The 15,946-nt window shown below is 41.1% G+C and carries 11 protein-coding genes; 9 read left to right on the forward strand and 2 right to left on the reverse strand.

Annotated elements, in window-relative coordinates; genetic code table 11:
* Window positions 1–4 precede the first annotated feature (4 nt).
* Window positions 5–2,542, reverse strand: a complete 2,538-nt coding sequence (locus JXQ92_RS09920) for a M14 family metallopeptidase (protein WP_421986459.1) — start codon at window positions 2,540–2,542, stop codon at window positions 5–7.
* A 267-nt stretch (window positions 2,543–2,809) separates the two neighbouring features.
* On the opposite strand from JXQ92_RS09920, the gene dnaE reads away from it, so the two are divergent.
* From dnaE to JXQ92_RS09965, 9 genes are all read left to right on the forward strand, one after another.
* The gene (gene dnaE, locus JXQ92_RS09925) at window positions 2,810–7,102 is read left to right on the forward strand and encodes a DNA polymerase III subunit alpha (RefSeq protein ID WP_421986460.1); all 4,293 of its coding nucleotides are present in this window, start codon (window positions 2,810–2,812) and stop codon (window positions 7,100–7,102) included.
* Between the two features lie 98 nt (window positions 7,103–7,200).
* Entirely contained in the window at window positions 7,201–7,530 is a 330-nt protein-coding gene (trxA, locus tag JXQ92_RS09930) for a thioredoxin (protein WP_421986461.1), read from the forward strand.
* Window positions 7,531–7,869: 339 nt separating this feature from the next.
* Window positions 7,870–8,550 (forward strand): hypothetical protein, encoded by a 681-nt coding sequence (locus JXQ92_RS09935; RefSeq protein ID WP_421986462.1) that lies wholly within the window; start codon window positions 7,870–7,872, stop codon window positions 8,548–8,550.
* 187 nt (window positions 8,551–8,737) lie between these two features.
* Window positions 8,738–9,067, forward strand: a complete 330-nt coding sequence (locus tag JXQ92_RS09940; RefSeq protein WP_421986463.1) for a PadR family transcriptional regulator — start codon at window positions 8,738–8,740, stop codon at window positions 9,065–9,067.
* Window positions 9,067–11,697: an ABC transporter permease gene (locus JXQ92_RS09945; RefSeq protein WP_421986464.1), complete on the forward strand. Its 2,631-nt coding sequence runs from the start codon at window positions 9,067–9,069 to the stop codon at window positions 11,695–11,697. The genes JXQ92_RS09940 and JXQ92_RS09945 overlap by 1 nt, the downstream gene beginning before the upstream one ends.
* A gap of 160 nt (window positions 11,698–11,857) precedes the next feature.
* A complete protein-coding gene (locus JXQ92_RS09950) occupies window positions 11,858–13,252 on the forward strand; it encodes a hypothetical protein (RefSeq protein ID WP_421986465.1) in 1,395 nt (464 codons plus the stop codon).
* Window position 13,253: 1 nt separating this feature from the next.
* On the forward strand, window positions 13,254–13,847 hold the full coding sequence (locus JXQ92_RS09955) for a DUF998 domain-containing protein (RefSeq protein WP_421986466.1): 594 nt from the start codon (window positions 13,254–13,256) through the stop codon (window positions 13,845–13,847).
* Window positions 13,848–13,929: 82 nt separating this feature from the next.
* Window positions 13,930–14,379, forward strand: a complete 450-nt coding sequence (locus tag JXQ92_RS09960; RefSeq protein ID WP_421986467.1) for a DUF1569 domain-containing protein — start codon at window positions 13,930–13,932, stop codon at window positions 14,377–14,379.
* 194 nt (window positions 14,380–14,573) lie between these two features.
* A complete protein-coding gene (locus tag JXQ92_RS09965; protein WP_421986468.1) occupies window positions 14,574–15,002 on the forward strand; it encodes a GNAT family N-acetyltransferase in 429 nt (142 codons plus the stop codon).
* A gap of 36 nt (window positions 15,003–15,038) precedes the next feature.
* Here the strand turns inward: JXQ92_RS09965 and JXQ92_RS09970 are convergent, their stop codons facing one another.
* On the reverse strand, window positions 15,039–15,662 hold the full coding sequence (locus tag JXQ92_RS09970; protein ID WP_421986469.1) for a hypothetical protein: 624 nt from the start codon (window positions 15,660–15,662) through the stop codon (window positions 15,039–15,041).
* Window positions 15,663–15,946 lie beyond the last annotated feature (284 nt).

Here is a 15,946-nt window from a genome sequence, read left to right on the forward strand (position 1 = left end):
AAATCTATCTCTCCGCCCCTAGATAGATCGAATTAAATATCAATTTATAAGTTCCTCTCGGCTGCCCTCTAAACTGAGGTCTGAAAGCGAAAAGAACCAAGTTTCCTTCACCATGTGCCACGTGCATCATAGCCGAAGTATTCGCCAGGTGATTTTCCTCACCGAGCGCCCATCCACTCATTAGCAAGTCATCGGAAGCGTATTTAGCTATTTCCGTAACGCCTGTAGCGCCATCATTCATTTTAAAGCCTCTACTCCTATTGAAAGAAGCTGCCACTTGTTCCATCATACCGAAACCTAAACGATGGTCAGCATCAACGTCAGTTCTTATAAGCGATCCCGGAATAAAGAAGTCATTTGGCCTTAAACCAGCGGTTACATTCTTAACAGGGAGCTTGAATTGTTGAATAGCAAAATCACTAGCATTATCGTAGAATATTAAAGTGCCACCTGCTTTTGCATAAGTATCTAGCGCTTCTACTCCATTGGTTCCAATTCCACCAACAAATTTTTCAGGCATTCTACCTTTTCTGTTACCATTTAAAATTCCATTTGGACTCTGAGAAGGCATTATTATAGCCGTATACTGAGATAAATCGCCCGACTGAATATCAACATTGTGCAGCGTATCTAGATCGAACTCGAATTGCTCAAGCATCCATCTACTCCAACCTTCGTCCATATTAGCCTGCCATGACTTATAGATACCTAGTTTTATTTTCTTAAGTGCTTTCAGCGTAGCCGTTGGCTTCTTCTGAATACCAACAAAATCTAGCCCTAGTTGATCAGCCAATTCTTGAATTCTATTTTGCAGACCTCTTTTGTTTCTTACCATAAATGATCCTGCATGCAAATCACCCTGATCAGAAGTCATTTGACTCACAGCATAACCTTGCTTTTGCAACCTATTGACAGCCGTGGCACTTTGATTATCCTTATTTGAGAATACAAAGCCATATCGACCGTTTCCTGTTACTGAACCCTTATCGAAAGTAAGTTTGTCAGTTACTTCATCGGCCTGCGCGTTAAAACTGGATTCGATCTTATCCACTGTCACGCCCATTTGCATTGGCAATGTCCAACCAGCAAGATCATAAGGTGGTTGTGGTGGCCCTCCAGGATATAAAAACTGATCTGGATAGACCTGAGTTTCCAATAAGTCAGCTAAGAAAGGTCTGTAAGACTGTGCTCCATAAAAGATAATAGCGCCTGCGTCATAAGACTTACCATTCGCAGTAAATGCAGCCGTGGCTCGGTGTGCTTTTAAACCACCTTGAAGCAATACATTGGTCAAGTTAATGGCCTCACTCGGATTCCACTGATCAGTAGGAATAACGTAGGCAAAAGCTCCATGTTCATCTTCAATAGCATCTTTGCCCATGCTATAAATATTATAAAGGAATTCATCGCGTTTATCGGAAGCTAAATCCAATATGCCCATAGAGGCTGTAATCATATAGTCCACAGCATCTCTAAACTTAACCTCACCACCTTCAAACGGGTAAGGATAGAAAATCTCTGTCCCATTAGATGGCTTCCCGCCTACATTCTTCGGCTTCTTTTCCGGATCATAAAAAGTAGGTTTTGGGCTTGGCTGTGCTACTTCTGTAAGTATTCCAATCTGATTATGATAATAAGGCGCCGTACGCATACCACCATTCCAAAACATACTAAATGATGTACCAGAAATAACTCCTGGCATTTTTTTCATGGCAAAACGATTGGCCATTGCCGTACCTACCAAATTCACACCGGTAGTAATTCCCGGATGTATTCTTGGGTTCACTGGGCTTCTAAAAGGTGGTAAAAAGATCATCGCCCAACGTGGTGAAGTCTGGTGATGATTATGTACTATTTGAGGATACCAAGTATTGTGTAGAATAGTAGTTACTGCCTTAGTTTCAGGCATGTTATTCATGAACCAATCGCGGTTATTATCATGGCCAACATACTTCTGGTATAAGATCGGAGGGCCAGTAGTTTCAAACGGAGTCCCAACATTCTTACGATACCAATCAACTACTATATCTACTCCATCTGGGTTAATAACTGGCACCATTAAAGTGATCACATTCTCACGAATAGCCCTCATTTCGTCAGACTCTTCAGAAGCAATTTTCCACATGAGCTCAGAGGTCATTTGCGCGTGAGCACGTTCCGTGGCATGCATTCCACCATCTATCCAAACTATTGCTTTACCTTCCTTTGACAAACGTCTAGCCTCTTCTTCGGAAATCTCAGCTCTCGATAACTTTTCGCTAATCTCTCTCCACCTTTCCAACTGCTTCATATTTTCCTCGCTAGAAATGAAAAGCAATTTGATAGGTCGACCCATCACCGATTTTCCGATCTCAATCATTTGAACACGGTCGGTTGATGCGGCTATTTTATCATAGTATTCCAGCATCTGATCATAGTCAGCCAGCTTGTAATCTGCCCCTACTTCGAAACCGAAAGTTTCTTTTGGATGTGGAATCTGGGCGAACACCTGCGTTGCTATAAGTGCAAAAAAACAGGTAAGTGTTAGTATAGATTTTTTCATTTGTGCTTTTAAAGGTTGTCTTGAAGATAAGCATAAAGCGTAAGCAAATACTTCCTTTTGGGATGAATGAAAGAATAGCGATGTATAAGAAGATTTTCAATCCATTGGCGGGTAATATTTAACAAAAACACTCGAGGCAAACGAGAATTTAAGGGCACTGAAAATTCATAGATTAAATAGTGCTCATCCGCTTCTCTGAGCGGAGCCTTTTCCGTATTTTAGATGATTGCTTTTAGGCAATCTATCAACATTTCGAGCTAAGTATTTATGTATCTTATATTTGACACGGAAACCACTGGTTTACCGCAAAATTATAATGCACCCCTCACCGACTTTGAGAATTGGCCAAGGCTAGTTCAAATTGCATGGCAACTCCATGATACAAATGGAGATCTTATTTCAGCCAAGAACCTAATCGTTAAGCCCGAAGGCTTTACCATACCATACAATGCTGTTCAAATACATGGCATTTCCACCGAAAGAGCTCAAGCTGAAGGACTGGATATAAAAGAAGTCCTAGGCATTTTTAAAGAAGACATAGACAAGGCCACCAAAGGGATTGGTCATAATATTGAGTTTGATTACAACATTGTTGGTTCTGAATATTTAAGAGCTGAACTAACCAATGAACTTGAACCTTTAGAGCCACTCGACACCAAACTTGTTTCTACTAATTTCTGTGCCATTCCTGGCGGTAGAGGCGGCCAGTTTAAATGGCCTACGCTTACTGAACTTCATACAAAACTTTTCGGTGTACCTTTTGCCGATGCACACGATGCTGCTTATGACGTAGATGCTACGGCTAAATGTTTCTTTGGTCTACTCAAAGAAAGCGTAATCCCACCTGCTGATGGCGTCAAATTAGCTGATGTAAATTACCAGGCACCAGAACTTGATGCCGCCAATTTCGCCCAAACTGAAGATCAAAAAACAACTGGTGGAACTGCGAAAGTTGACAGCGATGCTTTGGCATCTCTAGAAGACGTCCCATTTACTCACCTCCATGTTCATTCGCAGTTCTCCATTCTGCAGGCCATTTCCGACATTCCAGGTATTGTAAATGCAGCAAAAGAACTAGAAATGCCTGCCGTGGCCCTTACAGATCACGGCAATATGATGGGCGCTTTTCAATTTGTAAGAGCCGCTTTAGCCGCAGAAATAAAACCCATTGTCGGTTGTGAATTCAACATATGCGGCGATCGGCACAATAAAAAAGTACAAGACAACGGTTTTCAAACCGTGATTCTAGCCAAAAACAAAAAAGGCTATCACAATCTTGTCAAACTATCATCCATCGCCTTTACAGAAGGGTTTTACTATGTCCCTAGAATCGATAGAAACGACCTGCTCGAATTCAAAGACGACCTCATCATTACATCAGGAGGTCTTTGGGGTGAGGTAGCCTACAAAATTTTGAATGTTGGGGAAACGCAAGCTGAAGAAGCTTTTCTTTGGTGGAAAGAACACTTTGGCGATGACTTCTACGCCGAAATTAACCGTCATGGTTTACCAGAAGAAGATCATGTTAATCAATTGCTTCTTCAACTCTGTGAGAAACACAACGTCAAATACATCGCTTCAAATAATACTTACTACACTAGAAAAGAGCAATCCGAAGCGCATGATGTTTTGTTATGTGTAAAAGACGCTGAGTCTGTCAATAAGCCTAAGAAATACATCGGTAAACGCGGCAGGGAATTTCGTTATGGTTTCCCGAACGACGAGTTTTATATGAAGTCGCAGGCAGAGATGAAGAAACTCTTCTCTGACATTCCAGAAGCCATTGCCAACACCAACGAAATTGTAGAAAAGGTTGAGTCTTATGAACTGGCCAGGGATGTTTTATTGCCGAAATACGAAATACCCGATGAGTTTGTTCACGCTGAAGATGAGGTTGATGGCGGTAAACGAGGTGAAAACGCTTTCTTAAAGCATTTGACATATGAAGGTGCCAAAAGAAGGTATGGTGAATTAACTAATGAAATTACTGAACGACTCGACTTTGAGCTAGCCACGATTGAAAACACTGGCTACCCCGGCTATTTCTTAATTGTACAAGATTTCACCAATAAGGCCACCGAAATGGGCGTTTCAGTAGGTCCAGGAAGGGGTTCCGCAGCTGGCTCCGTAGTTGCCTATTGCATCAATATTACCAACGTTGACCCCATCAAGTACGACCTACTTTTTGAGCGTTTCTTAAATCCAGATAGGGTATCACTACCAGATATTGATATTGACTTTGATGATGAAGGGCGGCAGAAAGTCATCGACTATGTCATAGAAAAATACGGTAAAAATCAGGTAGCTCAAATTATTACTTATGGTACTATGGCTGCCAAGTCATCCATAAGAGACACCTCTCGCGTAATGGAGTTGCCATTACCAGATGCGGATAGAATAGCCAAGCTCGTACCGGACATTAAACTAGCCAAGCTCTTCTCGCTAAGCGATCAGGAACTCAAGGCAAAAATTAGATCGGAGCAGATTCCTTTGGCCAATGAATTAAAAAACATTGCCAACGGATCTAGCCCTGAATCTAAAGTAATTAACCAGGCCAGAGTGCTTGAAGGCTCGGTAAGAAACGTCGGAATTCATGCCTGTGGTGTTATTATTACTCCAGACGACATTACCAAATTCGCTCCTGTGGCTACTGCCAAGGATTCGGACATGTGGTGCACCCAGTTTGACAATGCCGTGGTGGAAGACGCTGGTCTTCTCAAAATGGATTTCTTGGGTTTAAAAACGCTCACCCTAATTAAGGATGCGGTAAAGAATGTTAAGGAAAAGCACGATGTGGACCTTGTGCCTGATGACTTTCCTTTAGACGACACCAAGACATATGAGCTATTTCAGCGCGGAGAAACTGTCGGTATCTTCCAATATGAATCTGCCGGTATGCAGAAATACATGAAGGAGCTTAAGCCGACAGAGTTTGCGGACTTAATTGCCATGAATGCGCTCTATCGACCAGGCCCTTTGGAATATATTCCTTCCTTTATTCGTAGAAAACATGGTGACGAGCCAATCACCTACGATTTGGCCGATATGGAAGAGTATCTGGCCGAAACTTATGGCATTACGGTTTACCAAGAGCAAGTTATGTTGCTATCTCAAAAACTGGCCGACTTTACGAAAGGTGAAGCGGATGTTCTGAGAAAGGCCATGGGTAAAAAACAACGGCAAGTGCTCGATAAAATGAAGCCGAAGTTCGTTGAACAAGCTAAAGCCAAAGGACATGCGGAAGATAAATTGGAGAAGATTTGGAGAGACTGGGAAGCTTTTGCCTCCTATGCGTTTAACAAATCACACTCCACCTGCTATGCCTACATTGCCTTTCAAACGGCATACTTAAAAGCACATTACCCAGCTGAATACATGGCTTCAGTGCTAAGTAATAACATGAATGACATCAAGCAGGTGACCTTCTTTATGGAGGAATGCCAACGGATGGGTGTGCCTGTTTTAGGGCCAGATGTTAACGAATCCAACTACAAGTTTACGGTAAACCAAAAAGGAGAAATCCGTTTTGGAATGGGTGCTGTAAAAGGAGCTGGCGAAGCGGCCATTGAAGAAATTATCAGAGAACGAAAGGAAAACGGCCCATACCCTAACGTTTTTGAATTCGCCGAACGAATTAACCTTCGAACGGTGAATAAGCGAAACTTTGAATCGCTAGCACAGGCTGGCGGCTTCGACTGCTTCGAACATTACCACAGAAAGCAGTATTTATGGTCTCCTGAAGGAGAACAGACTTTAATTGAGAAGGTCATTCGTTATGCTAATTCTAAGCAAGCAGAAAAGGACGCTGCCCAAGTGTCGATGTTTGGCGGAGATAGTGCCGTGGCCACTCCCCTGCCTCGAGTGCCAGATATAGAGCCCTTCAGCCAGATGGAAAAACTGAAAAGGGAAAAAGAAATAGTCGGATTTTACATTTCAGGCCATCCGCTAGACCAGTTTGAAATTGAGCTAGAAAGCTTTTGCAAACCGATTAATGACATTAATAAATTCCCGAACCAAGATATTTCCATTGGTGGAATTGTGAATGGGGTAAGAATAGGGCAAACCAAGAACGGCAAGCCCTACGGCGTAGTGAATGTTGAAGATTACAACGGATCTGTAGAGCTATTCCTACTGGGGGAAAAGTACATTAACCATGCACAATACCTGCGTCCTGGCGAATTTTTACACATAACCGGTAGAGTTGAAATTAACTGGCGTAAAAAGAAGGAGATCAAAGAAAATCCTAGCATTAACCCAACTCCGGAAGATTGGGAACTGCAAACCCATAGTATTGCGCTTTTAAGTGAGCTACGCGAAAAAAGAGGCAAAGGGGTTAGAGTAAAGATCGATGCCCGTATGGTTGATCAGGAAATGATCGATACCATTATGAAATTAACAGAAGCACATCCAGGAGAAACAGATTTAAAAATCGAATTGGTTGACAGAGGTGAAAACTTAAAAGTGGAGCTTTTTGCAAGAAGAATTAAGATTAGCCCGAGCAATGAATTAATTAATGGTTTAAAAGAATTCTCAGATTCTGCAAACCTCATTACCGCTTGATAGTTATATCACTGGACAACGATTTATCTTCGGAACTTTTTATTTAGTTTTGTTGTCTTTGAAACAGAAATAAGGAATTAAGTATAAATAGAAAAGAAATGGCAAACGCATTAGAGTTTAATGAGAGCAACTTCGACGAATTAGTATTGAAGTCTGACAAACCGGTTTTAGTAGATTTTTGGGCAGCATGGTGTGGCCCTTGTAGAATGGTAGGACCAGTTGTAGAAGAAATAGCAGGTGAATATGGCGAGAACGCCGTTGTTGGAAAAGTTGATGTTGATGCAAACCAGGACATTTCTGTCAAATACGGAATCAGATCTATTCCTGCCCTACTTTATTTCAAAAATGGCGAAGTAGTAGATAGCGTAATCGGTGCTGTACCGAAAAACGTACTAACTGGAAAATTGGACGAAGCTATCGGCGCATAAACTATAGCTAACAAAATTTAAAAGCCTTGATGACGTATCATCAAGGCTTTTTTTTGTTCTAAGAGATAAAATCAAGAGCAGTTTTAGCGCTGAATTGATCATTCTGCAACTATTTCTTGGTGCATGCTCTCGGGATATTATTCATAGCGGATAGATTTTATTAATCTCTCCTTACTTAAGGTGATTCTTGGTCTTATGTACTTTTTGAAGGCGGGTAGTGTGGAACACTTTTTACTAAAAAGGTATAAAAAACTAGAAGACAACACGCCTTAGTCCTGTACCCAAAAGTTGGTATTGTGGCTTTCATCGATTTCCTTGAAATTAGAAAAAAGATCGATCATGTCTTCAACCAACCCAAACATCGGTACAAACACCAACCTGAGTTATTATCGCATACGGAAATGGATTGGAACCTTTGGTGCTTTGCTCCCAATTCTATTACCTCTTATCTCCGCGCAGAACTTACCGTCCATAAGCCACTACTACTATTCCGTATCAGGCATTGTATTTACCAGTCTCTTAATGCTCATTGGTGTGTTTCTAGCTTCTTATAGAGGTTATGACCCATTCGATAATGCAGTCACTTGGATAGGTGGCGTGGCCATAGCCTTAGTAGCCATTTTTCCAACGCCATACGAGACATGGGTTCCTGGTCTTAAGTCCACCCCAATTATGGTTTTAGAAAGCGACATCCTTTTTGGTTTTTTACCCATAGGGTCAATTCACTTTGGAGGCGCCGTTCTCTTTTTCATTTGCATGGCGCTTATGGCCATTCGACAATTCACGAAAGGAGATCTTTCAAAACCCGGTAAAAAGTTGCGAAACCTAGCCTATTATTTCTGCGGCTATGGCATTTTAGTCACCTTGGCCATTGCTGGTACAATCCTCTTTGGCTTTCCAGAAAAGGCCGGAACTAGATTTGTTTTCTGGATAGAAGTAGTTATGCTCGCCTTATTTGCCGGTGCATGGTTATTGAAAGGCGAAGCATTGAAAGACCTGAAAAGAGGGCTTAAAATGTAGGTTAACAAGAGGTTTACCCCCTCCTTCTTCTCCCTTTTCGAAATTATTTTTCCTGAAAGTGTAACATTTCAAGAGCTTTCTCCATCTACCTAATAGTAATTGTTTTACAATTGGGTAATAATTACCGAAGGCACTAGGAATTTTGCCTTTTTCATGCTTTAATTGTTTTACAAAAGGGTAAAATAAAATGAATAGTAAACTCGGAGAATTTGAAGAAATAGTCTTAATGCTTGTTGCTGCACAGCACGAAGAAGCGTATGGACTATCCGTTACTAAAGCCATAGAGAAGGAACTAAATCGTTCTGTCACGATGAGTAGTGTACATACTGCACTCTATCGGCTGGAAGAAAAAGGATTTGTATCATCCAAAATTGGCGATGCCGAAGGAAACCGCAGAGGTCGAAGAAAGCGCGTTTTCATTATTACCGCACAAGGTAAAACTGCTTTAAAAGAAACACGTGAAGCCAGAAATCATATCTGGAACATGATTCCAAAATTCATTCTAGAAGTTGGTTAGTGAATAAACCCAACAACTATATCGACCCACCAAAATCAGCTGAAAAATTCTTCGCATGGTATTGTCACCCAAGTCTACAAGACTCCATCCTTGGCGACCTGTATGAGCGTTTCGACGATAACGTGGAGCAATTCGGTCAAAAGAAAGCCAATAGAAAATTTTGGTTCGATGTACTAAGGTTCATGAACCGACATACACTCAAAAAATCAGGTCAATCTAAATATTTCAACAACATGTCAATACTCAGTAATTACTTCAAAGTAGGTTTTAGAAACCTATTGAAAAACAGGTCATTTACAGCCATTAATGTATTAGGACTCTCCGTATCAATGGCGGTTTGTCTGGTTATTATTCTGATGATGAACGATCAACTCAGCTATGATGACTGGCAAGCTAACGCTGATGATACTTATCGTTTTACGCACACCGTTTCTGATGATATAAACATACCTATGGCCACTGTGCCTATGCCATTAGGCGTGGAAATGCAAGAGAAGTTCGCAGGCTTCGAACACATGGTTAAATTCCGAAGAGGCTTCATCGGCGATGTTGTTCAAGAAGGTAAAGCCATTGAACTACAAGGCTACTTTACCGAACCTTCATTTTTTAAACTTTTTAGTTTTGAATTAGAGCGAGGGAATCCAGTAACAGCTCTTTCAGAGCCAAATTCTATAGTGCTTAGAAAAGACATTGCCGAAAAGCTCTTTAAGGACCAGGACCCAATGGGTCAATCCTTAGAAGTAGGAAACAGGGGAATCTATCAAGTTACGGGAGTCCTCAAAGAGTTTCCTGGAAAGACGCACATCGAATTCGAATCACTCGTATCGATGTCTAGTCTACAGAACCTTGAAAAGCAAGACATCCTAGGTACATCTATTGGGAACTGGGAAAACGGAAGCGTATCTTGGACTTACTTTAATCTGCGAGAGGGCTATACACTAGAAAGTCTTGAAGGTTATTTAGCAGAAGCTACCGAAACGCACTACGAAGTCGATTCTGATGAACGACGAGAATTCAGTATTCAGAAGATGACTGAAATTACTCCAGGCCCACTCTACGGAAATCAAATTGGTGCAGGCATGCCTAGTTTCTTCATCATCGGCTTGGGTATACTGGCTGTGCTGATCATTGTGTGTGCTACGTTTAATTACGCCAACCTTTCCGCTGCTCGGGCCTTAACCCGTACCAAAGAAGTTGGTGTTAGAAAAGTGATGGGTGCTCGTAAGTCACAGTTAACCATTCAGTTTATTGTAGAATCTATTCTAGTATCTGTCCTCTCCTTAATAGTGGCCATTGGACTTTTACAACTCTTAATACCAGCATTTGAAGGACTACAGGTCAGTTCTCTTCTCGAATGGGAATTAAAAATTGACCTAAAAGCCTATTTACAATTCTTCGGTTTCAGCGTGATTTTAGGGCTGATCACAGGCATCTTCCCAGCACTATACCTTTCCTCATTTAAGCCAATCCAGGCCATGAAGAAGACGCTTACGAATAGTAAACTATCACGATTAAGCATGCGTAAAGCATTGATCGTAATACAGTTTGTTATCTCTATTCTGTTGATCGTTTCATCTATGCTTGTATACAAGCAAATCAAATTTATGGTTGATACTGACTATGGGTATGCAAAGGAGAATATTTTCAACATTCGCATGCAAGGTCAGAGTTTTTCGAAGCTAGAAATTGAACTAGAGAAACTACCATTCGTAGAGCGTGTATCTGGCACCAATAACATCCCTAACACGGGCATGCACGCTATTCGAGAAGTAAAACGAAATGGCGAAGAAGAGTTCTTCAACATCAATTACTTTAATGTAGACGAGGACTATATCAGTAACTTAAAATTGGAATTAATAGCAGGTTCAGAGTTCATTAAAGGAAAAGAGTCAATTAATGAAAGCTCAGCGATCATCAATGAAACAGCTGTGGCAAAATTTGGCTTTGAAAACCCAATAGACGCCATTGGTCAACAATTTATAGGTGAAGAAGATTCTGTTTCAACGACCATTATGGGCGTAGTGAAAGACTACAACTTTATGGTGCTATACATGGACATTCAACCCATGATGTTGACTTACAACCCTAATAACTTCTCGATTGCACAGGTTAAAATTTCTGGTTTCGATATGGTTGAAGAGCTGACTGCCATCGAGGCGGTGTGGGATGAGTTTGATCCAAATCACGAAATAGATATGAATGCATTCCAAAGTGACATAGACGAGTTCAACGCCTTCTTTTATGACATCCTCTACATCGTTGGATTGATTGCTATTTTGAGCATAAGCATTGCAGGCATGGGACTGTTAGGCATTTCCACCTATGCCATTCAGATCAGAATGAAAGAAGTAAGCATTCGAAAAGTATTGGGTGCCAGCATTAGAAGTTTGGTGTTTCTGTTATCCAGAAGCCTTAGTATTATGCTGACCATCTCGTTTGTAATTGGCTTTACGTTGGCTTACTTGGCGAATAACGTATGGCTTAATCAGTTTGCCTACCGAACATCTTTCGGGATAGACATATTCTTGATGACGATGCTCTCAATGGTAGGCATTGGCGTAATGACCATCGGCTGGCAAGCATGGAGAGCAACCAGTGCTAACCCAGCCACTACCCTGCGCGACGATTAAATTTTGACCTATACTGATTATCCGGCCGATTGTTGAGTTGTTTTGCTTCGGCCGGATCAGTATAAACAGATTCTTAAGGTCAACTCAATCCTTAGAATTTTTCAGAGTATATTTGATTCAATACGAGCTAATTGATAGGCCTTACCTAAAACCAAGCCCATTGAAAAAATCATTCCTTATACTCTCTTTTACTACTTGCACTCTCCTTTCATGTGGTAGTTCCGACGATACTTCTGGCCCAGCAGACACAACACCCCCTGAGCTAACCATTGCCAATATACTGGCAGGTGATGGCATAGTAGATGATGCTGAAGCAAACGCTTTTGTGATTTCTGGCACTTCCAATGCTGAAAATGATCAAACCGTGAGCCTTAGTCTTTCTGACAACCTCAATAACCTTACAGCCAGTGCCAGTGTAATGAATGGTCAATGGTCAACACTTGGTATCGATATACAATCGCTCAGTGATGGACCAATTACCATCTCGGCCAACGTAAGCGACAAAGCGGGGAATCGTGCTGAAACAGCCGAGAGCGAAGTTTTATTAGATCAGAATGATCTTCAAATCAACATTACAACACCGATCGCATTAGATGATTTAATTGTATCGGCAGAATCGAAAGTGCTAAAAGTATATGGTACTACGGACGCCGCCAATGGTCAAACCGTGCGCCTGTTTTTTTCTGATGGAGAAAATAGATTTAGTCAGACCACAACGGTCAACAATGGCACATGGGTAAGCCCTCAAACCAACCTAGTCAATTTAAATGATGGTGACATCTCCATCAGTGCACGTGTAGAAGACACGAATGGAGAAGCTGCACAGGTGCGGGTTTCTGAAATTCCATTAGACAAATCAATCACACCTCCTGCCCCGTCGCAAGAAGGAACGATTTTCCTGAGCTCTACCATCATGACTCAAGAAGATGCTTCTACACTTATGACCGTAACAGCGAACGGAATTGGAACGCGCACCATGTACGACCGAAGAACAGCAAGCTTTAATCAAGAAGAAGCCAGACTCTTCAACGCCACTTATTCCGATGGATTTACCATCGAGATTCAAGTAAATCCAGAATTTACAGCCACCGAAGCCTTACAAGAAGCCGAAAAATACGGCAGAGAAGTCGGTCGCTTACCGAAAGTCTTAAAAAGGGATGCTGAAACCATGTGGATTCATAAAGGAGAAGAACTTTTTGGTGGTGGAAACAACAATTTCCTTATTCATACCGGCACTACAGCAACCGTTTATGAACCAAGAGGCATTCTCCTAGAAACATTGGTTCATGAAGGCTCCCACACTTCCCTTGACGCTTACATAAAAGACGATCCAGATTGGCAATATGCGCAAACGGCAGATGGCACTTTCATTTCAGAATACGCTAGAGACAACCCCGATAGAGAAGACATCGCCGAAACTTTCTTGCTCTATATCGCCTATAAGTATAGACCAGAAACACTCACGGAAACGCTGAGAACGTTCATAAAAGAGGCTGTTTCCTACCGAATGGACTACTTTGATAAGCAAAACTTTGAACTAGCACCATTTCATTAAAATGACCTTATCTGAAAAGAAAATTGGTATTCTAGGACTCTCATCGGTCATCTTTTTAATGACTGCCTTGCTTTTGTTTGGGCTCACAAATACCAATTTTAGTTTCATCAACGATTTCATCAGTAAACTCGGCGCCAAGGGAGAACCCAATGCCTTTTGGTTTAACATTACCGGTTTTGTCCTTGTCGGTCTGCTCCTATTTGCCTTTGGTTTAGCCTATGGCAAAATGCTAAAAGATAAGCTCCTCTCCATTCTCCTTTCACTCTTTGGAATCGGTTTTGCCCTAACGGCCATACCCATGGACATGGAATTGTCCAGAACACCCGTTTCTAAAGCGCATATAGTAGCCATATGTCTCGGCTTGGCCTGTTGGATGTTTGGTTTATCGAGACTGGGCTACAATAAACAGCTCAAACGACACATCAGACTCAGGGCGAATATTACCGCGACAATTTTGATGCTCTCAATGATTGGTTTTGTGTTAGAACTTTGGTCAATGCCCATTGCCCACCGACTTGTCTTTGGCATCGTCTTCGGCTGGACAGGCATTACCTCAATAGAATTAATTAGTAAACCTAAAGCCGTAGCAAATTGAGCTTTGTTCCAAGTCAAGTTGTACAACAAAACTGCCGTTTATTTCATTATCACTGAGTGAAAATACTTAGTCTAGGAAGCTCATGAATAACCTCTACCATAAACCTGATGTCGATGGAATTTTAGAAAGGCTCGAAAAACTCACACCTAATGCGCAGCGACAATGGGGAAAAATGGATGTAGCGCAGATGTTAGCCCATTTAAATGCATTTCTAGAAATACCATTGGATTTGAGCTTTCCAAAAAGAATGCTGAGTGGAAGAATAATCGGCAGTTTTTTTAAATCAAGATATGTCAGTAAAAAGCGGTTTTCAAAGAATTCGCCTACAGGCAAAAACTTTATTATGGATGGGCAAGAAGATTTCGAAAAGGAAAGAACCAAGGCCATCGCGCTGGTCCAAAAGTTTCATGACAATGGTCCTGAAAAATGTACAAGACAACCACACCAATTCTTTGGCAAGCTATCGCCTGATGAATGGGCTATTGTACAATGGAAACACTTCGACCATCACCTAAGGCAATTTGATGTTTAATAACTCTCCAATTAAGATATTCTAGTAATAATTTTGACTGCTATGGAACGTTAATAGCCTTGCGGAAAAGAACCTCTTTACCGAGCTGTCGACATGATCCAATTTGATAAATACACCATTAGACCTTTAGCCATAAGCGACCTAAATCAATACTTCGATTTAGTAGAGAGCAATAGAAAAGGCTCGAAGATTTTTTGATCGGAACGGTCTCCAAAACCAAGGACTTAGCCGCTACCGAACAATTCCTAAAGGACATTGACGAAAAAAGAATAAAGAGAGAGTACTTTACTTACCTGGTCATAGACAATTCAACCAATGAGTTTATCGCTTTTTTTTACCTCAAAAATGCGGATTGGTCCATTCCGGAAATCGAAATTGGTTGCTATACCGACGAAAACTTTGCTGGTAAAGGGGTGACCACCAAAGCCATGAATCTCTTTGTGGACTATTGCTTCGAGACGTTTGACTTCAAGAAAATACGCCTAAGAATGCACCACTCCAATACAGCCGCACAAATAGTCGCTGAACGATGTGGCTTTGAACTAGAAGGCACCATTAGAATGGACTACATGACCACGGCTGGCGAAATTGTAGACCTGACGTATTACGGCCGCCTCAAGTAATTAGGCTGCATTTGTTAGCTTAATTCATAGGCCTTCCTAATTAGAAACGATGACCCATTTTTTTAAATTTTCTTCAGTTTCAGATGAAATTTCCAGTGTAAGAGAACGAGACATATAGATACCAGCAGCGGCACTAGTATTCCCTGCTGCCATGCAAAGACTAGTATCCTCCTCGGGATTAAACTCTCCACTACTTTCGTTATAAACAAATCTCTGATCTGGTGAATCCGTATTACTTTCAACGAGACTTAAGCTCATGCCTACAATAGGTCCTCCTGACATTTCCACACAATAACCAGTAAACTCAACTGAGCAAATCTGAAGAGTTTCTTCATTATAAATAAATTGGACATCTCCCCCGCTTGCTTTACAAGAATGTGTGTGAAGGTTTTCATTGAATCCATTGCCTCGTGTATCTATACACCAACCTAGTTGATCTTGTTCATCCAGATTGTCTGCAAGGTGAATCAATGGTGCTGGAGTTTGGATCAATGGTAAATTCACTTCTGGATCTTGCGATTCAGTTATTGCAGTATTTGTCGCCTCTTCTTCATTAGAACTACAACCATGAAATAAAATAAAAGCCAAAACAATGAATAAACGCATTTTAATTGCATAACAAAACTCTTTTCTTTTTGCTTTTTGTTTGTCTTTTTTCATAAAAATATGTTTTGAACAGCGTTATATTTCTAACTAATTACCATTAGACCTCACTTTAACTAAAAGGTTTAATTCAAAATTATAGCTCAATAGCTATAGGAAAGTGGTACCGAAGCCATTGAGCTACCAACCCACCAACTTGTAACTATCTCTTCAATATCTTTTATTCCTTAAAGATAAACACGCCGTCTACCCTATTTCATGTGCTGTGTTTTCTGAAGAACAAAAGGTGCATATAGCCACCCTCACCTCCTATTGAAGCCGATCTTTTCATTGTGTTTGTA

The organism is Roseivirga sp. (assembly GCF_049099775.1).
Lineage (GTDB): Bacteria > Bacteroidota > Bacteroidia > Cytophagales > Cyclobacteriaceae > Roseivirga.

Coding starts and splice junctions, on each gene's coding strand:
- JXQ92_RS09920 (WP_421986459.1), bottom strand. CDS start 2,542: ATGAAAAAATCTATACTAACACTTACCTGTTTTTTTGCACTTATAGCA.
- dnaE (WP_421986460.1), top strand. CDS start 2,810: ATGTATCTTATATTTGACACGGAAACCACTGGTTTACCGCAAAATTAT.
- trxA (WP_421986461.1), top strand. CDS start 7,201: ATGGCAAACGCATTAGAGTTTAATGAGAGCAACTTCGACGAATTAGTA.
- JXQ92_RS09935 (WP_421986462.1), top strand. CDS start 7,870: ATGTCTTCAACCAACCCAAACATCGGTACAAACACCAACCTGAGTTAT.
- JXQ92_RS09940 (WP_421986463.1), top strand. CDS start 8,738: ATGAATAGTAAACTCGGAGAATTTGAAGAAATAGTCTTAATGCTTGTT.
- JXQ92_RS09955 (WP_421986466.1), top strand. CDS start 13,254: ATGACCTTATCTGAAAAGAAAATTGGTATTCTAGGACTCTCATCGGTC.
- JXQ92_RS09960 (WP_421986467.1), top strand. CDS start 13,930: ATGAATAACCTCTACCATAAACCTGATGTCGATGGAATTTTAGAAAGG.
- JXQ92_RS09970 (WP_421986469.1), bottom strand. CDS start 15,662: ATGAAAAAAGACAAACAAAAAGCAAAAAGAAAAGAGTTTTGTTATGCA.